The organism is Streptomyces sp. DH24, from assembly GCF_029813775.1.
Taxonomy (GTDB): Bacteria; Actinomycetota; Actinomycetes; order Streptomycetales; family Streptomycetaceae; genus Streptomyces.
On sequence record NZ_JARVKW010000015.1, the window covers coordinates 116,290 to 133,839 of the forward strand.

The window sequence follows — 17,550 nt, forward strand, 5'->3', positions numbered from 1 at the left end:
CGTTGCTCAGGAGTCGGCCGGTGTCAGCCGCAGGGAGATGGAGTTGATGCAGTAGCGCTGGTCCGTCGGCGTCGGGTAGCCCTCGCCCTTGAAGACGTGCCCCAGGTGGGAGCCGCAGCGGGCGCAGCGGACCTCGGTGCGGACCATGCCGTGGGAGCGGTCCTCCAGGAGTTCGACCGCGTCGGTGTCCTTCGGGTCGAAGAAGGACGGCCAGCCGCAGTGGGACTCGAACTTCGTGTCGGACGTGAACAGTTCGGCGCCGCAGGCGCGGCACGAGTAGACGCCCGTGGTCTTGGTGTCCGTGTACTCACCGGTGAACGCGGGCTCGGTGCCGGCCTGGCGCAGCACGGCGTACTCGGCCGGGCTCAGCTCCGCGCGCCACTGCTCGTCCGGTTTCTCGACGTCGTACGGCATGCGTCTCAGCCCCTCAGTTCGTCAGACGGTCCAGGATGTGCGGGCCGAGGTCCGTGACGTCGCCCGCGCCCATGGTGATAACGAGATCGCCGGGCTTGGTCATTCCTGCGATCACGGACGGGACCTCCGCCTTGTCGTGCACGGGGGTCACGTCGGCGCCCGCCGCCCGGGCCGCCTCGATGATCAGGTCGCTGGTGATGCCGGGGATCGGGTCCTCGCGGGCCGGGTAGATGTCGAGGACGACGGAGGCGTCCGCGAGGGCCAGGGCCTGGCCCATCTCCTTGCCGAGTTCCTGGGTGCGGGAGAACAGGTGCGGCTGGAAGACGACCAGGATCCGCGAGTCGCCGGCCGCCGCGCGCATCGCCTCCAGGTCCGCGGTCATCTCGGTCGGGTGGTGCGCGTAGGAATCGATCACCTGGACGCCCGCGGCCTCGCCCTTGAGCTGGAGGCGGCGCTTGACGCCGGTGTACGCGGCGAGCGCCGGGGCCAGTTCGGCGGCCGGGATGCCGAGCGCGGCGCCCGCGGCGAGGGCGGCGACCGCGTTGTGCGCGTAGTGGCGGCCGGGGACGGAGACGGTGAAGGTGAGGCGGGTGCCGTCCAGGTCGACGGTCACCTCGCTGCTGAGGCCCTGCGGGACGACGGACAGGACGCGGACGTCGGCGTCCGGCGACTCGCCGTACGTCACCGTCTTCACGGTGCCCGCGAGACGGCGGGTCAGCTCGCGCGCGCCCTCGTGGTCGGCGGTGATCACCAGCGTGCCGCCGGGCACGATCTTCCCGGCGAACGTCTCGAAGGACTCGTAGATCTCCTCCATCGACGCGTAGTTGGCGTGGTGGTCGAGCTCGACGTTGAGGACGATCGCGACCTCGGGGGCGTACTTGTGGAAGCTGCGGTCGGACTCGTCGGCCTCGGCGACGAAGATGTCGCCCGCGCCGTGCAGCGCGTTGGAGCCGGGCGCGTCCAGGTCGCCGCCGATGGCGTACGACGGGTTCAGGCCGAGCTCGGACAGCGACACGGCCAGCATCGACGTGGTGGTCGTCTTGCCGTGGGTGCCGGCGACGGCGATCGGGCGCAGGCCGTCCATCAGGCGGGCCAGCGCGTCCGAGCGGTGGACGACGGGGATGCCCAGCTCGGCGGCGCGCGCCAGTTCGGGGTTGTCCGCGCGGATCGCGGAGGAGACGACGACGCAGGTGGCGTCGGACGCCAGGTGCTCCGCGGCGTGCCCGATGTGCACGGTGGCGCCCAGCGCGCGCAGCGCCTCGGCGGTCGCGGAGTCCTTGGCGTCACTGCCGGCCACCTCGGCGCCGCGCTGCGCGAGGATCTTCGCGATGCCCGACATTCCGGCGCCGCCGATGCCGATGAAGTGCGGTCGGTCCATGGCGGTAGGAAGGCCGGGTGCCATGCGCGTTTCTCCCCAGTGGTGCGACGGGTGGTACGGGTGGTGGTCCGTCCGCCGCGGCGGACGGCGCGCCCACGCCGGGAGGACCCGTGCGGTGGGCGCCGCCCAAGCCTATGCCTTGCTGTGCGAGAACAGTTTCAGCACCGGTACGCCCACCTTGTGGCGGGCCCGGGACGCCCAGTCGCGGTGGAAGAACTCCTCCACGTAGTGCGGGTCGGTCAGCACGATCACCTCGTCGGCGTCGACCTCCTCGACCATGGTCTTCAGCGCGTCGAGGGGATGGTCGTCGACCAGTTGTCCCTCGGCGTCGCTGCCGGACGCGCGCAGGGCGGCGAGGGAGACCTCCAGGGCCCGCCGGCCCGTGCTCAGCGCCGCCTCGCCCTCGGGCGTCTCGCCCTCCCGGACGGCCTCGTCGAGTTCGCCGAGCGCGACGTCGTCGATGGCCCTCAGCAGCCGGTCGGCCTGTTCGCCGCGCGGCTGGAGCAGCACGTGGAAGGAGACGGGCTCGTCCCCGTGCAGCGTGGTGACGAACTCCACATCGGCGGACGTCAGGGCCTTCTCGATCATCAAAACGCTTGTGAACACCAGGCGCCCCTTCTCCTTCGAGGGCCCCATGCCCTCAATCCTCCGTAGGCCGAGACAGGCCCTGCGGAAACCATCCTGCCCCGTGATCGCACGGGTCTTGCCGGACTCAGTGTGCCCGCCGGACGCTAAGCGGAACGGTAGATTCCGCAGTTTTGCGGACGGGTGGTACCGGTCGAACCCGCATCCGACCACGACATGTACCCGCAGGCTCGGGCACCAGTCCCTCACAGGCCCCCTACAGGAGAGTCACGCTCAGGGCCGCCGGTAGCGGCTGAAGAGGAATCCGTCCTCCTCCAGCAGAGAATCCAGCGCAAAACGCTCCGGAACCGGTACCGATGGCCCGCCAGCGATCCGCTGCGCGCCCCCCGCGGTGAGCATCGGGGCGATGGTCAGGCACAGCTCGTCGAGCACACCGGAGGCCACCAGCTGGCCCAGCAGCCGCGGGCCGCCCTCGGTCAGCAGCCGGGTGTGGCCCAGCTCGGCGAGGGCCTGCACGACGCGCACCGGGTCCACCCCGACGCCGTCGCCGCAGATCACGACCTTGGCGCCGGCCTTCTCGGCGGCGGCGATCCGGTCGGGGGCCGCCGCGGCGCCGGTCAGGATCAGCGTGGGGACCAGGGGCGAGGTGAACAGCGGCAGCGTGAAGTCCAGCTCCAGACCGGCGGTGACCACCGCGATCGCGGGCGCGGGACCCTGCCCGGCCGCCTCCCTCATGGCCGCGAACTCGGCACGCGCGCGTGCCGGGCGGTAGCCCTCCTGGCGTACCGTTTCGGCGCCGACGACCACGACGTCCGCCAGCGCCCGCAGCGTGCCGAAGATCCGCATGTCGGTCGCGCTGGAGATGGGCTGCGAGCGGCCGTCGTGCTGGGCGGCGCCGTCGAGCGTGGAGACCATGTTGGCGCGCAGCCAGGGCTCCCGGCGGCCCGGTCCCCGCTCGGGATAGGCGTAGGCGGCGGCCAGCTCGGCGAGGCTCCACTCGCGCTCGCCCGCGGCGCCGGGAGCACGGTCTCCGGCCGCCTCACCCGGGGTGGGGGCCGCTGTCTGGTCGGTCACAGGGAACAGACGTCGCATTCGTGCAGTCTGGCACGGCGACTACGATGAGCAATCGTGTCCTCCTCCACCGCCGCCTCCGGGCCCAGTCCAATGGCCGACGCGTCCCCGCTGTCGCTGTGCGCCCGCGAGCCGCGCGTCCCCGCGGACCGGCTCGTGGCCGAGATGGTGCCGCCGCCGCGCTTCGACGGCGTGCGGTTCGGCACGTACCTCCCGGACCCGAACCAGCCCAGCCAGTCCGAGGCCGTCCGGGTGCTGGAGGACTTCGCGGCCGGGCTCGGCGGGGCGCACGCCTCCGGCGCCGGCCGCCGGGGCTTCTTCGGCTTCGGCAGGTCCAGGGCGCCCAAGACCCCGGCGGGCCCGCGCGGTGTCTACCTGGACGGCGGCTACGGCGTCGGCAAGACCCACCTGCTGGCCTCCCTGTGGCACGCCACGCCGGCCGAGCCCGCGCTGAAGGCGTTCGGCACCTTCGTGGAGCTGACGAACCTGGTCGGCGCCCTGGGCTTCCAGCAGACGGTGCAGACATTGTCGGGTCACCGCCTGCTGTGCATCGACGAGTTCGAGCTCGACGACCCGGGCGACACCGTGCTCGTCTCCACACTGCTCGGCAAGCTCGTGGACGCGGGCGTCGCGCTCGCCGCCACCTCCAACACGCTGCCGGGCAAGCTCGGCGAGGGCCGGTTCGCGGCGGCCGACTTCCTGCGTGAGATCCAGGGCCTGTCCGCCCACTTCCGCGCGCTGCGCATCGACGGCGAGGACTACCGCCACCGGGGCCTGCCCGAGGCGCCGGCACCGTACTCGGCCGACCGGGTGACGAAGGCGGCGCACGCCACCGAGGGTGCCTCGCTCGACGACTTCCCGAGCCTGCTGGACCATCTGGCGCGCGTCCACCCGAGCCGGTACGGCGCGCTGACCGACGGCGTGCGGGCGGTGTGCCTGACGGACGTGCGCCCGGTGCCGGACCAGTCGACCGCGCTGCGGCTCGTCGTCCTCGCGGACCGGCTCTACGACCGTGAGGTGCCGGTGCTGGCCTCGGGGCTGCCCTTCGACCGGCTGTTCAGCGAGGAGATGCTGAAGGGCGGCTACCGGAAGAAGTACTTCCGCGCGATCTCGCGGCTCACCGCCCTGGCCCGCGACGCCAAGTCACTGGTCGAACCGCGCGACTGAGCCGGGCTCCGCACGCGCCGGCACCTCTCGCCCGGACAAGCTGACACCCCTTTACCTGATCACCCGCTCCAAGATCAAGAGCGGGTTCGCGCCAACCCAACCGCGCTTTTCACGCTCTCTTTCGCTTGAAACGCGGAGTTAACACAGCAAAGGGCTTTGCAGGGCTAACGTGATTCTTGACCATCCATTGACCGTTCGTTGGCACGCACTAGAGGTGATACCCGCTCAATGGGGGCGCGTTCGAGTGTTCGCGGCTTTTCCCTGGTGTTCGCATTCGCGTATACAGCGCGTCACGTAAAGGCCAAGGCTTAGCCGAGTCGGAGCGGGCCCCTCACCTCAGTCGTGCCAGTCCGACGCGCCCCTGACGGCGCGCCAGGAGGAATCACCCACAGATGCAACCCCTCATCGACAACGCCCGTACGTTCGGACAGCGCCCTGAGGAGTTCGCCAAACTCGCCGAGGGTCAGTCCCCCGACGTCCTGTTCATCACGTGTTCCGACTCAAGGGTCGTACCGGCCCTGATCACGGGCGCCCGGCCCGGCGAGCTCTTCGAGCTGCGCACCGCGGGCAACATCGTCCCGCCGTACGCCTCCGGGCGCCCCACCGGCGAGGCGGCCACCATCGAGTACGCGGTCGAGGTCCTCGGCGTACAGGACATCGTGGTGTGCGGTCACTCGCACTGCGGTGCCGTCGGCGCGCTGGTGCGCGGCGACGACCTGGACGCCGTCCCGGCCGTGCGCGACTGGCTGGCGCACGCCGCCGACGCGCCGGACGGAGTCGACACGGCCGACCCGACGGTCGCCGACGCCGTGCAGAGCCACGTCCTCGCGCAGCTGCTGCGGCTGCGCTCCTACCCCTGCATCGAGCGGCGCCTGACGGACGGCCGGCTGAGGCTGCACGGCTGGTACTACGAGGTGCACACCGGTGCCGTGCGCGAACACCGCGCCGACACCGGCAAGTTCGAGGCGCTGTGAGGGACGTGATGAACAAGTTCCCTCATCTGCGGGAGGACTTCGCCGCCTCGCTCGTCGTGTTCCTGGTCGCCGTGCCGCTGTGCGTGGGCGTCGCCGTCGCCTCCGGTGTCCCGGCCGAACTGGGCCTGGTCACCGGCATCGTGGGCGGCATCGTCACCGGTCTGCTGCCGGGCAGCAGCCTGCAGGTGTCCGGTCCCGCGGCCGGCATGACCGTACTGGTCTTCGAGGCCGTGACCGAGTTCGGACTGCCGGTGCTCGGCGTGATCGTCCTGGCGGCCGGGCTGCTCCAGCTCGGCATGGGTGCGCTGGGGATGGGCCGCTGGTTCCGGGCGATATCCCTGTCGGTCGTCGAGGGCATGCTGGCCGGAATCGGTCTCGTCATCATCGCGGGCCAGCTGTATGCGGCGGCCGGGCTGAAGGCGCCCGCCTCCGGCGTCGACAAGATCCTCGGGCTGCCGGGAGCCGCCGTCGACGCCCTCGGCAGCACCCGGGCGCTCACCTCGCTCGCCGTCGGTGCGGGCACCGTCGCGGTGATGGTGCTCTGGAAGCGGCTGCCGGAGAAGGTGCGGACGGTGCCGGGCGCCCTCGCCGCCGTCGTCCTCGCCACGCTGGCCACGCTCGCGTTCGGGCTGCCGGTCGCGACCGTGGAGGTGCAGGGCCTGCTCGACGCCGTCCAGGTGCCGGACGCCTCGGCCTTCGGCGAGCTGGCCGGGGTGGGCGTGCTCGGCACGGTCCTGGCGTTCACCCTGATCGCCTCGGCGGAGAGCCTGTTCAGCGCCGCCGCCGTGGACCGGCTGCACGACGGTCCGCGCACCCAGTACGACAAGGAGCTGATGGCCCAGGGCGCCGGCAACACGGTGTGCGGGCTGCTGGGCGCGCTGCCCATGACCGCGGTCATCGTGCGCAGCTCCGCGAACGTCCACGCGGGCGCGAAGACCAAGGCGTCCCGCGTTCTGCACGGCGTGTGGCTGCTGCTGTTCGCGGCGCTGCTGCCGGCCGCGCTGGCGCTGATCCCGCTGCCCGCGCTCGCCGGCATCCTGGTCCACGCGGGCTGGAAGCTGATCCCGTTCCGCGGCCTGGTGACGCTGTGGCGGGGGCACCGCGGTGAGGCTCTGATCCTCGTGGCCACCGCGGTGTCGATCGTCGTGGTGAACATGTTCGAGGGCGTCCTGATCGGTCTGGCCCTGTCCGTGGTCAAGACCGCCTGGGAGGCCTCGCACCTGAAGACGGAGGTCATAGACAAGGGCGCCGGCCCGATCCAGGTGTACCTGTCGGGCAACGCGACCTTCCTGCGGCTGCCGAAGATACTCGACGGCCTGGAGGCGCTCCCGCAGGACCGGCCGATCGAGCTGGACCTGTCCGGGCTGCACCACCTCGACCACGCCTGCCGTACGGCGCTGGAGAGCTGGGCCGAGCGGCACAGCGCGGCCGGCACCGACCCGGTGCGGCTGACGGCGGGTGAGGGCCGGGTGAGGGCCGGGTAGGACGGTGCCTGTCCGGTCCGGGGCACGAGCATGGCCCCGGACCGGACATCGGGCATATCGTGGCAGAAGGCGCACCCGGCAGGCCCGGGCGCGCTGCCCAGCGGACCTCTCGACAAGGAGGCCGTCATGCTCCAGGAACTGCTGGCGGCGCTCGCCGCGACCGGTGCCGCCGGTGTGGCGTACGTCGCGGCGGCGGCGCGGATCGTCAAGCAGTACGAGCGCGGGGTGGTCTTCCGGCTCGGGCGGCTGCACGGCCGTGTGCGCGGGCCCGGGTTCACCCTGATCGTGCCCGGCGTGGACCGGCTGCGGAAGGTCAACCTGCAGATCGTGACGATGCCCGTGCCGGCCCAGGAGGGCATCACCCGCGACAACGTCACGGTGCGCGTGGACGCGGTCGTGTACTTCAAGGTCGTGGACGCGGCGGCCGCGGTCGTCAACGTCGAGGACTACCGCTTCGCGGTCTCGCAGATGGCGCAGACGTCGCTGCGGTCCATCATCGGCAAGAGCGACCTGGACGATCTGCTGTCCAACCGCGAGAAGCTCAACCAAGGGCTGGAGCTGATGATCGACAGCCCGGCGGTGGGCTGGGGCGTGCAGATCGACCGCGTCGAGATCAAGGACGTGTCGCTGCCGGACACGATGAAGCGCTCGATGGCGCGGCAGGCCGAGGCCGACCGGGAGCGGCGGGCCCGGATCATCAACGCCGACGCCGAGTTGCAGGCGTCGAGGAAGCTCGCCGAGGCGGCCCAGCAGATGGCCGACACCCCTTCCGCGCTCCAACTCCGGTTGCTGCAGACCGTGGTGGCGGTGGCGGCGGAGAAGAACTCCACGCTGGTGCTGCCGTTCCCGGTGGAACTGCTGCGATTCCTGGAACGGGCGCAGCAGACGCCGCCGGAGCAGACCGTCGTGAACCGGGTCGAGCAGTGACACGTGATCGTCACGTGGTTCCGGCCGGGAGTCGCAGGTGATAGACACAGCGGGTCACAGTTCCTGTCCGCCAGCAGGAAGGTTCCGCCATGTCCGAAAACGGCCGTTCCGCGACCCGACGTCAGGTGCTCACACGCACCGGTGCCCTGGGAGCGGGCATCGCGTTCACCGGAGCCCTGTCCGAACTCTTCGCGGGCACCGCCGCCGCGCAGAACCTCGGCCACACCGGGTACGGTCCGCTCGTCCCCGACCCCAAGGGCCTGCTCGATCTGCCGGAAGGTTTCCGCTACCGGGTGCTGTCCCGCGAGGGAGAACCGCTGCGTTCCGGTGAGGGCCCCGTCCCTTCCAACCACGACGGCATGTCCGCCTTCGCCGGCAGACACGGCCGCGTGCACCTGGTCCGCAACCACGAGAACCGCGCCACCGCGAAACTCCCCGTCCCGACCGTCGAGGGCCTCACCTACGACCCTGCGGGCAAGGGCGGCTGTACGGCGCTGACCCTGGACTCCCGCGGCCGCGTCCTGTCCGAACGGGTCGCCATCGCCGGTACGGCCGTCAACTGCGCGGGCGGACCCACCCCGTGGGGCACCTGGCTGACCTGCGAGGAGACCGAGGACAAGGCGGGCACCGCCGGCTACGCCAAGGACCACGGCTTCATCTTCGAGGTCGACCCGGTCGACCCGCACCGCACCGGGGCCGTCCCGCTCACCGCGATGGGCCGCTTCCAGCACGAGGCGATCGCCGTCGACCCCAAGCGCGGGGTGGTCTACGAGACCGAGGACGCCTTCCAGCGGCCGTTCGGCCTGTTCTACCGCTTCCTGCCCGAGAAGCCGCTCGGCGGGCTCGGCTCGCTGCGCGCGGGCGGCCGGCTCCAGGCCATGCGGGTGCCGGGCGTGCCCGACCTGTCGTCGGTCCAGGAGACGGGCGCCTGCTTCGACGGCGTCGAGTGGGTGGACGTACCGGACCCGATGGCCGCCGAAACGCCCATCCGGCTCCAGGACTTCGGCCCGAAGGGCATCACCCACGCGCAGAAGCTGGAGGGCTGCTACTGGGGCGGGCGGTGCGTGTACTTCGTGTCGTCGTTCGCGCGCAGCGCGGAGGGCTCGGCCGGGGACCACTACGGCCAGATCTGGCGGTACGACCCGGACCACCGCCGCCTCACGCTCGTGATCGTCTTCGGCCCGGACACGGACGTGCAGCTGCCCGGCGAGTCGCCGGACAACATCTGCCTCGCCCCGAGCGGCGGCCTCATGGTCTGCGAGGACGGCAACGGCGCCCAGCACGTCTACGGCGTGACCCGGAAGGGCGAGGTCTACGCGATGGCCCGCGGCCGGCAGAACATCGGCACCCCCGAGGAACCGGAGTGGGGCGAGTTCGCCGGCGTCACCTTCTCCCCCGACGGGGAGACGATGTACGTCAACTGCTACGCGCCCGGGACGACGTTCGCCGTGACGGGACCCTGGCGCAGGTAGGCGCCCGCGCCCGGGGAGCCGCGCGGTTCCCCGGGCCGCCCGGAACTGAAATCGCCGGGACGGGGTACCCGGCGGCCATGACTGAGAATGACCAGGTCAGCGGCTCGTACTGGCTGGAGACGGCATCCGGCGGACCACGTCCCGCGCTCACCGAGGACCTCGACGTCGACGTGGCCGTGGTCGGCGCCGGGGTGGCCGGGCTGAGCACGGCGTGGGAGCTGGCGCGGGCCGGCCGGAGCGTGGCGGTGCTGGAGGCGCGGCGGGTCGCGGCCGGCGTCACGGGCCACACCACCGCCAAGGTGACCGCCCTGCACAGCCTCGTCTACGACAAGCTGCGGCGCACCCGCGGCGCGGAGGGCGCGCGGCTGTACGCCCGCTCGCAGTCCGAGGCGGTCGAGCGCATCGCGGAGATCGCCGACGAGCTGGGGATCGACTGCGACTGGGAACGCCGGGACGCCTTCACGTACGTCCGCGAGCCGAGCCGCGTCGACGAGGTCCGGGCCGAGGCGGACGCCGCCCGGGAGGCCGGGCTGCCGGCGTCGTTCGTGACGGAGACCGGGCTGCCGTTCCCGGTCGCGGGAGCGGTGCGGGTCACCGGGCAGGCCCAGTTCCACCCGCTGAAGTACCTGTACGCCCTCACCGACGACCTGGTGGCGCGCGGCGGGCGCGTGTACGAGAACACCACCGTGCTGTCGATGGACGAGGGCGAGCCCTGCCGGCTGTCGACGGACACCGGCGCGACGGTCACCGCGCGGGACGTCGTGGTCGCCACGCACGACCCGGTCTTCGACCGGGCCATGCTGTTCACGCGGCTCTCCCCGCGCCGCGAGCTGGTGGTCGCGGGTGCCGTCGCGGCGGACCGGGACCCGGACGGCATGTTCATCACACCCGACGAGGGCACCCGCTCGGTGCGCACGGCCCCGTACGGCGAGGGCCGGCGGCTGCTCGTGGTGACCGGGGAGCACTTCACGCCGGGCACCGGCGACACGCGTGAGCGCTTCGACCGGCTGTCCGCCTGGGCGACCGAGCACTTCCCCGGCGTGGAACTCACCCACGCCTGGGCCACGCAGGACAACGACTCCACCGACACCGTGCCGCTGGTCGGGCCGCTGCACCCGCGCGCCCGGCACGCGTACGTGGCCACCGGCTTCGGCGGCTGGGGCATGAGCGGCGGCGTGATGGCGGGCCGCCTGCTGTAGGCGCTGATCATCGGGGAACCGTGCGCCTGGAGCGAGCTGTACGACCCGCGCCGGCTGCGGTCGACGGTGCGCGAGGCCCCGGCGTTCCTGAAGCACCAGGCGCAGGTCGCCGGCCACTTCGTCGGCGACCGGCTGCGGCCCTCGCCGCCGGTGGAGTCCCTGCCGCCGGGCGAAGGTGCGCTGGTCCGTGTGGACGGCGACCGGCTCGCGGTGTACCGGGACGACGACGGAGTCCTGCACGCAGTCTCCTCCCGCTGTACGCACATGGGCTGCCTGGTCGCGTTCAACGCCGCCGAGCGGGCCTGGGAGTGCCCGTGCCACGGCTCCCGCTTCGACACGGACGGCAAGGTGATCCAGGGCCCGGCGACACGGCCGCTCAAGCGCCGGGAGATCTGACCGGGGCGCCCGGCCGGGTGAGCCCCGGCCCCGCCACCGCGCACAACGGTCCACCGATGCGATCACCGCCCATACCTTCGTACGGTGATCACATCAGTACGTCACGTCACCGCCGTCTGCGCACTCGCCGCCGTCCTCACCGCGTGCGGCACCACCGACACGTCCCGCCCCGCCGGCCCGGCGCCGAGCGGACCGTCCTCCGCGACACCGGCCGCGCCTTCCGGTCACCCGACGCTCGCCCCGGGTCCGGCGGGCTTGACCCCCGTCTTCGAGAACGGCCCGCGCACCCGCGGGCGGACGGTCGCCCTCACCTTCGACGCCGACATGACCGCCGACCAGGGGCCCCGGGCGGCGGCGGGCGAACGCTTCGACAATCCGCGGCTGATCGCGACGCTGCGCGCGCTGCGGGTGCCGGCGACCGTGTTCATGACCGGGCGATGGGCCGAGCAGTACCCGGCCCAGGCCCGCTCCCTCGGCCGGGACCGCCTCTTCGAGATCGCGAACCACTCCTACAGCCACTACGCGTTCACCGGCGACTGCTACGGCCTGCCGACCGTCGCGGCGCAGCGGATGCGGGCGGACGTGGAGCGGGCGTACGCGGCGTTCCGCAGGGCCGGGGTGCCGGACCCGATGCCGTACTTCCGATTCCCGGGCGGCTGTTACGACCGCCGCGCGCTGCGGGCGCTGTCGGCGGCGGGCGTCACCGCCGTGCAGTGGGACGTGGTGGGCGGGGACGCCTTCGCGACGGACGCGGACGCGGTGGCCCGGCAGGTGCTGGACGGCGTACGGCCCGGTTCGGTGGTCGTGCTGCACTGCACGCGCAGTGCCGCCCCGGCGACCGAGCAGGCCGTGCGCACGATCGTGCCGGAGCTGCGCCGCAAGGGCTACCGGTTCGTGAAGGTGTCGGAACTGATCGGCGCCGCCACGACCGAACGGGGTTGACCGGGCTCGCCACGCCCCGACGGGCTGATCGGCGGCGTCGGTGGGCGGGGCTACTGGGGGCGGGGCCGGGAGGAGCTACTCGGGGGGCGTCGCCGGGCGGGCTGGTCGCCGTCGCCGGGTGCGGTGTCCGTGGACAACGCCGGGCGGGGGTACTCGGGGCGTCGCCGGGTGCGGGTGTTCGGGGCCGACGCCGGGCGGGCTGATCGCCGTCACCGGGTGCGGTGTCCGGGGTCGTCGCCGGGCGGGGCTACTGGGGGCGTCGCCAGGTGCGGGTGTTCGGGGCCGACGCCGGGCGGGCTGATCGCCGTCACCGGGTGCGGTGTCCGGGGCCGGTGTCCGGGCCGGTGACGGGCGCGGGTGTTCGGGGCGGACCGGCTTACGCTGGAGGCATGAGTGACGGCGACGACTACTGCCTGATCGACGCGGCCCGGCCGCCCAGGGCCGACGGGCCGCCGTACGCGGAGTGCGTGCTGTGCCGGGAGCCGACGGAGTACCCGGAGTCGTACAAGGGCATCACCCTGTGCCCCGTCTGCGAGTGGCAGGAGGCCCAGCGCACGGCCTGCTCCGGATGAGGCGCGCGGTTCCCGGGTTGGCAGACTTGGGGCGTGAGCGAAGAACCGACGTCCGTGAGTGACAGCCCCTTCCGTGCCGAGCCCGGCGACCGCGACCGGGCGCCCCAGTACGTGCTGCCGCTGGTGGTCCGCATCGAGCGGGCGGCTCCCCCGGCGCGCACCGACGCCCTGGAGACCGCGGCGCGCGCGGTGCTGGTGATGCTGAGCGACGAGCGGTCGTCCGGCGACGGCGCGTGGGCGCAGGCGGTGCGGGACTGGCAGGACGCCCGGATCCGCAAGGTGGTGCGCCGGGCGCGCGGCGCCGAGTGGCGGCGGGCCGAGGCGCTGCCCGGCATCACCGTGACGGGCAAGTCCGCGGAGGTACGGGTCTTCCCGCCGGTGCCGTTGGACGGCTGGCCCAAGGACCTGGCCCGGCTCCAGGTGTCCGGTACCGAGCTGGACGACCCGGAGCCGCCGGTGCCGGCCGACCCGGCCGCGCCGGTGCTGTGGATGAGCCCCGGCCTCGGCATGTCGGCCGGCAAGGCCATGGCGCAGGCGGGACACGGCGCCCAGCTCGCCTGGTGGGAACTGCCGGAGGAGGAGCGGGCGGTCTGGCGTGACGCCGGGTTCCCGCTCGCCGTGCGCACCCCCGCCCCGGGCGACTGGCAGCGCCTCACGACGAGCGGCCTCCCGGTGGTCCGGGACGCCGGCTACACGGAGATCGCCCCCGGCTCCTGCACGGTCGTGGCGGACCACCCGGCGCTGCGCTGACGCTCCGGCCCCTCCCGGCGAACCTCAAATGTTGCTCTGAACGTCTTCCCCAGGGGGTTCGGTCCCGGTCGGCGGGGCCATACCCCGGTCACGTCCGAGGGCGGCCCGGCGCGTCCGGGCGGGCCGGTGGGGCGGACGGGCGGCCGGAGCGCCGCGTGGACGGCCGGGGGGCCGTGCGGAGGAGGGGACCATGGAGCGACTGGGCACGGGAATCGGGTGGCGGCCGGAGATCGCGGACGCCGTGGAGCGCATGCCGGGCATCGACTGGGTCGAGGTCGTGTCCGAGAACGTCTGTCCCGGGCACCTCCCCGAGTCGCTGCTGCGGCTGCGCGAGCGCGGGGTCACCGTCGTGCCGCACGGCGTCTCGCTCGGCCTCGGCGGCGCGGACCGGCCCGACGCGGGGCGGCTGACGGCGCTGGCCGAGCGCGCCGAGGCGCTGGGTTCGCCGCTGGTCACCGAACACATCGCGTTCGTCCGGGCGGGCGGGCCGCTGACCGCCTCCCCGTGCCTGGAGGCCGGGCACCTGCTGCCCGTGCCGCGCACCCGGGACGCCCTCGACGTGCTGTGCGAGAACATCCGCGTCGCACAGGACGCGCTGCCGGTGCCGCTGGCCGTCGAGAACATCGCCGCGCTGTTCTCCTGGCCGGACGAGGAGCTGACCGAGGGGCAGTTCCTGTACGAGCTCGCCGACCGCACCGGGGTGCGGCTCCTCGTCGACGTGGCGAACCTGCACACCAACCACGTCAACCGCGGCGAGGACCCGGCGCGGGCGCTCGCCGAACTGCCGCTGGAGGCCATCGCGTACGTCCATGTCGCGGGCGGCTTCGAACGGGACGGCGTCTGGCACGACAGCCACGCCCACCCCGTCCCGCGGCCGGTCCTGGACATCCTGGCCGGCCTCGCCGCCCGGGTCACCCCGCCCGGCGTGCTCCTGGAGCGGGACGAGAACTTCCCCGAACCGGCCGATCTGGAAAGGGAGTTGGCGGACATTCGGGAGGCGGTGGAGAGGGGGGCCGCGGGGCGGGCGGCGACGCCGGTGAGGGAGGCCGAGCCGCGCACGGCCGGGCAGGAGCGCCCTGAGGCTCGGGAGCGCCTGGGCCTGGCGCAGGCGGCGCTGCTGTCCGCGCTGGTCGCCGGGACGCCCGTGCCCGAGGGGTTCGACCGGGTGCGGCTGGGGGTGCAGGCGCGGGCACTCGCCGCCAAGCGGGCCGGCGTCGTCGCGAAGGTCGCGCCGGAGCTGCCGGAGATTCTCGGCGACGCGTACCGGCCCGCCTTTCTCGCGTACGCCCAGGGGCACCCGATGACCGGCGGCTACCGGCGGGACGCGCTGGACTTCGCGGAGCACGTGCTGCTCGCCGGGCGGCCCGGACACGCCGGTGCGCGCCGGGAGTTGCGCGCGTGGTGGCTGGAGCGCTCGGGCCCGGCGCCGCGCTCCGGGCGACCGGCGGCCCGGCTGGTACGGGCGACCGGACGACCCGCGGCCCGGCTGGCCCGCGCGACGCGACGCGCACTGCTGCGCCGGTGACCCGACGGCCGGCACGGGCCGTGCACCGTCCACCCCGGCACTCCGACGACACCCACAGCACCGGGGCACCGACGACACCAGCAGCAGCGACCGTACGCGTCTCCCCCGCGTCGCCGTGCGGGGCGTCCGTGCCGTCGGTGGGCCCGATCCGCGGGCCGGACGCCGGGCGGTGCCACTGAGCCACCGGGGGCACGCCGGGGGCGCACAGGGGTGCTGGCGCCGACACCGGCGGCCGGTGCTTGCCTTCCTCGACGGCCGAACGAACCATCCCTTCTGTCGCCGCCGTGCACCGAAGGGATACGCGATGAGAGCTGCCGCCCTGTACTCGGCCGCCGGGTCCTTGCTCCTCACCGCCGTCGCCGCCGTCCCGGCCGGCGGCGCGACGGGCGGCCCGGTCGGTGCGGACGAACTGCGCGGCACCGCGGTGGCGGCCGCGCGCGCCGCGGCGCGGGGCGTCGACTTCGGCGCGTGCCCCGACGCGCAGGACATGCCGGGCCGCATGCGGTGCGGCACGGTGACCGTGCCGCTCGACTACACGCACCCCGACGGCAAGCAGATCCGGCTCACCGTCAGCCGGGTGCGCGCCACACGGAAGGACCCGCACGACAGCAAGCGCCAAGTGCCCCGGCAGGGCGCCCTGGTCTACAACCCCGGCGGACCGGGCGCGTCCGGCATGTACTTCCCCCTGGTCGGCTTCCTGCCCGAGTGGAAGCGCATCGCCGCCGCGTACGACCTGGTCGGCTACGCCCCGCGCGGTGTGGGCCGCTCGGCGCCGCTGTCCTGCGAGGACCCCAGGACCTACTTCAAGGGACCGGCGCCCGCCCCGACGCCCCCCTCGGAGTCGTACAAGCGCAAGCGCGTCGCAGAGGCCAGGGCGTACGCGAAGGGCTGCGCGCGGCGGGCGGGCGGCGCGCTGCGGCACTACCACTCCCTGAACAACGCCCGGGACCTGGAGGTGCTGCGGGCCGCGCTGGGCGAGCGGCGGCTGACGTTCATGGGGGCGTCGTACGGCACGTACTTCGGGGCGCTGTACGCGACGATGTTCCCCGGGCACGTGCGGCGGATGGTGTTCGACGCGGCGGTGAACCCGGACCCCGAGCAGGTCTGGTACCGCAACAACCTCGCGCAGTCGGCGGCGTTCGAGGACCGCTGGGCGGACTTCCGGGAGTGGGTCGCCCGGCACGACGACGTGTACGGGCTCGGCGGCACCGCGCGCGAGGTGCAGGCCGCTTACGAGCGGGCGAGCGCGCGGCTCGCGGCCGAGCCGGCCGGCGGGAAGGTCGGGCCGGGGCAGTTGCAGGGGGCGTTCCTGCAGGCCGGGTACTACGACGACTACTGGCCGCACCGCGCCCACGCGCTGTCCGCCTACCTGAAGGGCGACCCCGAGCCGCTGATCGAGCAGGCGGCACCGCCCGCCGAGGGCGCCGAGGGCTCGCAGGCGGCGACCGAGGCGGAGAACAGCTCCGCCGTCTACACGGCCGTGGAGTGCAACGACGCGCCCTGGCCGACCGACTGGCGGGTGTGGGACCGGGACAACACCCGGCTGGCGCGCACCGCGCCCTTCGAGACCTGGGACAACGTGTGGACGAACCTGCCATGCGCCTTCTGGCCGGCGCCCCGGCAGCAGCCCCTGGATGTGCGGACCGGGCCGGGCGAGCTGCCGCCGACGCTGATCCTGGCCGCCGAGCGGGACGCCGCCGCACCCTATCAGGGCGCCCTGGAGATGCACCGCAGGCTGTCGGGTTCGGTGCTGGTGACCGAGCGGGACGCGGGTACGCACGGCATCGCGGGCGGCCCGAACCGCTGCGTCAACGGGCACCTGGAGGCCTACCTGCTGGAGGGCCGCCTTCCGGTGCGGCGCGCGGCGTGCGCACCGCACCCGGAGCCGAAGCCCGCGTCCCCGGACGACCGCGCGAAGCGTGCCGGGGCGCTCAGGGCGACGCCCTGAGCGGAGGGCGGGTCAGGCGAGACCGGCGACCAGTTCGGCGATGTCCTTGCGGCGGCCCGTGAAGAACGGGACCTCCTCGCGGACGTGCAGGCGGGCCTCCGAGGCGCGCAGGTGACGCATGAGGTCGACGATGCGGTACAGCTCGTCGGCCTCGAAGGCGAGGAGCCACTCGTAGTCGCCGAGGGAGAACGAGGCGACCGTGTTGGCGCGCACGTCGGGGTAGCCGCGGGCCATCTTGCCGTGGTCGGCGAGCATGCGGCGGCGGTCCTCCTCGGGCAGGAGGTACCAGTCGTAGGAGCGCACGAAGGGGTAGACGCTCACGTAGTTGCGGGGCGTCTCGTCGGCGAGGAACGCCGGGATGTGCGAGCGGTTGAACTCGGCGGGGCGGTGCAGCGCCATGTTCGACCACACCGGGGTGAGCGCGCGGCCCAGCCTGGTGCGGCGGAACAGGTTGTACGCCTCCTGGAGCTGGTCGCTGGTCTCGGCGTGCCACCAGATCATGAGGTCGGCGTCGGCGCGCAGGCCCGACACGTCGTACGTGCCGCGGATCGTGACGTCCTTGGCGGCGAGCTGGTCGAACAGCTCCTGGACCTCGTCGGCGTACCCGGCGCGGTCCTCGGGCAGCACGTCCTTCAGCTTGAAGACGGACCAGAGGGTGTAGCGGATGACCTCGTTGAGGTCCTTGGCCAGCTTGCCCTTGTTCGGGATCCGGTCGGGGGCGGGGGTGGTGGCGTCGTCACTCATGT

At 73.3% G+C, this 17,550-nt stretch carries 15 protein-coding genes and 1 pseudogene; 11 read left to right on the plus strand and 5 right to left on the minus strand.

Features of this window, described 5'->3' with window-relative positions; translation table 11 throughout:
- Window positions 1-6 precede the first annotated feature (6 nt).
- The 4 genes from msrB to QC282_RS14880 form a co-directional block, all read right to left on the minus strand.
- On the minus strand, window positions 7-414 hold the full coding sequence (msrB, locus tag QC282_RS14865; protein ID WP_279549821.1) for a peptide-methionine (R)-S-oxide reductase MsrB: 408 nt from the start codon (window positions 412-414) through the stop codon (window positions 7-9).
- 13 nt (window positions 415-427) lie between these two features.
- A complete protein-coding gene (gene murC, locus QC282_RS14870) occupies window positions 428-1,816 on the minus strand; it encodes a UDP-N-acetylmuramate--L-alanine ligase (RefSeq protein ID WP_279549822.1) in 1,389 nt (462 codons plus the stop codon).
- A 108-nt stretch (window positions 1,817-1,924) separates the two neighbouring features.
- The gene (locus tag QC282_RS14875) at window positions 1,925-2,380 is read right to left on the minus strand and encodes an indole-3-glycerol phosphate synthase (protein ID WP_279549862.1); all 456 of its coding nucleotides are present in this window, start codon (window positions 2,378-2,380) and stop codon (window positions 1,925-1,927) included.
- 270 nt (window positions 2,381-2,650) lie between these two features.
- A complete protein-coding gene (locus tag QC282_RS14880; protein ID WP_279549823.1) occupies window positions 2,651-3,469 on the minus strand; it encodes a pyrimidine reductase family protein in 819 nt (272 codons plus the stop codon).
- 36 nt (window positions 3,470-3,505) lie between these two features.
- Here QC282_RS14880 and zapE point away from each other — a divergent pair, with 36 nt between their 5' ends.
- The 11 genes and pseudogenes from zapE to QC282_RS14935 all read left to right on the plus strand — a co-directional run bounded on the left by zapE (window position 3,506) and on the right by QC282_RS14935 (window position 16,804).
- The gene (gene zapE / locus QC282_RS14885) at window positions 3,506-4,615 is read left to right on the plus strand and encodes a cell division protein ZapE (RefSeq protein WP_279549825.1); all 1,110 of its coding nucleotides are present in this window, start codon (window positions 3,506-3,508) and stop codon (window positions 4,613-4,615) included.
- 392 nt (window positions 4,616-5,007) lie between these two features.
- A complete protein-coding gene (locus QC282_RS14890; RefSeq protein ID WP_279549826.1) occupies window positions 5,008-5,589 on the plus strand; it encodes a carbonic anhydrase in 582 nt (193 codons plus the stop codon).
- An 8-nt stretch (window positions 5,590-5,597) separates the two neighbouring features.
- Window positions 5,598-7,073, plus strand: coding sequence for a SulP family inorganic anion transporter (locus QC282_RS14895; RefSeq protein ID WP_279549827.1), 1,476 nt, complete (start codon window positions 5,598-5,600; stop codon window positions 7,071-7,073).
- A 126-nt stretch (window positions 7,074-7,199) separates the two neighbouring features.
- On the plus strand, window positions 7,200-8,000 hold the full coding sequence (locus QC282_RS14900; protein ID WP_279549828.1) for a slipin family protein: 801 nt from the start codon (window positions 7,200-7,202) through the stop codon (window positions 7,998-8,000).
- An 89-nt stretch (window positions 8,001-8,089) separates the two neighbouring features.
- Window positions 8,090-9,472 carry a PhoX family protein gene (locus QC282_RS14905; protein WP_279549829.1) on the plus strand — a complete coding sequence of 461 codons (1,383 nt, stop codon included), beginning with the start codon at window positions 8,090-8,092 and terminating at the stop codon, window positions 9,470-9,472.
- 77 nt (window positions 9,473-9,549) lie between these two features.
- Window positions 9,550-11,067, plus strand: a pseudogene (locus tag QC282_RS14910) (FAD-dependent oxidoreductase).
- A gap of 84 nt (window positions 11,068-11,151) precedes the next feature.
- Window positions 11,152-12,009 (plus strand): polysaccharide deacetylase family protein, encoded by an 858-nt coding sequence (locus QC282_RS14915; protein WP_279549830.1) that lies wholly within the window; start codon window positions 11,152-11,154, stop codon window positions 12,007-12,009.
- Window positions 12,010-12,398: 389 nt separating this feature from the next.
- Window positions 12,399-12,581 carry a hypothetical protein gene (locus QC282_RS14920; protein ID WP_279549831.1) on the plus strand — a complete coding sequence of 61 codons (183 nt, stop codon included), beginning with the start codon at window positions 12,399-12,401 and terminating at the stop codon, window positions 12,579-12,581.
- A gap of 33 nt (window positions 12,582-12,614) precedes the next feature.
- Entirely contained in the window at window positions 12,615-13,331 is a 717-nt protein-coding gene (locus QC282_RS14925) for an aminoacyl-tRNA hydrolase (protein ID WP_279549832.1), read from the plus strand.
- Window positions 13,332-13,521: 190 nt separating this feature from the next.
- A complete protein-coding gene (locus QC282_RS14930) occupies window positions 13,522-14,856 on the plus strand; it encodes a DUF692 domain-containing protein (protein ID WP_279549833.1) in 1,335 nt (444 codons plus the stop codon).
- Window positions 14,857-15,160: 304 nt separating this feature from the next.
- Complete coding sequence (locus tag QC282_RS14935) at window positions 15,161-16,804, plus strand: alpha/beta hydrolase (protein ID WP_279549834.1); 1,644 nt, start codon at window positions 15,161-15,163, stop codon at window positions 16,802-16,804.
- Between the two features lie 12 nt (window positions 16,805-16,816).
- On the opposite strand, the gene hemQ is transcribed toward QC282_RS14935, so the two are convergent.
- Complete coding sequence (hemQ, locus tag QC282_RS14940) at window positions 16,817-17,548, minus strand: hydrogen peroxide-dependent heme synthase (protein WP_279549835.1); 732 nt, start codon at window positions 17,546-17,548, stop codon at window positions 16,817-16,819.
- Window positions 17,549-17,550 lie beyond the last annotated feature (2 nt).

What these genes read in the sequence shown, in the direction of transcription:
- msrB (WP_279549821.1), bottom strand. Translation starts at nt 414, where the DNA reads ATGCCGTACGACGTCGAGAAACCGGACGAGCAGTGGCGCGCGGAGCTG.
- murC (WP_279549822.1), bottom strand. Translation starts at nt 1,816, where the DNA reads ATGGCACCCGGCCTTCCTACCGCCATGGACCGACCGCACTTCATCGGC.
- QC282_RS14875 (WP_279549862.1), bottom strand. Translation starts at nt 2,380, where the DNA reads ATGATCGAGAAGGCCCTGACGTCCGCCGATGTGGAGTTCGTCACCACG.
- QC282_RS14880 (WP_279549823.1), bottom strand. Translation starts at nt 3,469, where the DNA reads ATGCGACGTCTGTTCCCTGTGACCGACCAGACAGCGGCCCCCACCCCG.
- QC282_RS14890 (WP_279549826.1), top strand. Translation starts at nt 5,008, where the DNA reads ATGCAACCCCTCATCGACAACGCCCGTACGTTCGGACAGCGCCCTGAG.
- QC282_RS14895 (WP_279549827.1), top strand. Translation starts at nt 5,598, where the DNA reads ATGAACAAGTTCCCTCATCTGCGGGAGGACTTCGCCGCCTCGCTCGTC.
- QC282_RS14900 (WP_279549828.1), top strand. Translation starts at nt 7,200, where the DNA reads ATGCTCCAGGAACTGCTGGCGGCGCTCGCCGCGACCGGTGCCGCCGGT.
- QC282_RS14905 (WP_279549829.1), top strand. Translation starts at nt 8,090, where the DNA reads ATGTCCGAAAACGGCCGTTCCGCGACCCGACGTCAGGTGCTCACACGC.
- QC282_RS14920 (WP_279549831.1), top strand. Translation starts at nt 12,399, where the DNA reads ATGAGTGACGGCGACGACTACTGCCTGATCGACGCGGCCCGGCCGCCC.
- QC282_RS14930 (WP_279549833.1), top strand. Translation starts at nt 13,522, where the DNA reads ATGGAGCGACTGGGCACGGGAATCGGGTGGCGGCCGGAGATCGCGGAC.
- QC282_RS14935 (WP_279549834.1), top strand. Translation starts at nt 15,161, where the DNA reads ATGAGAGCTGCCGCCCTGTACTCGGCCGCCGGGTCCTTGCTCCTCACC.
- hemQ (WP_279549835.1), bottom strand. Translation starts at nt 17,548, where the DNA reads ATGAGTGACGACGCCACCACCCCCGCCCCCGACCGGATCCCGAACAAG.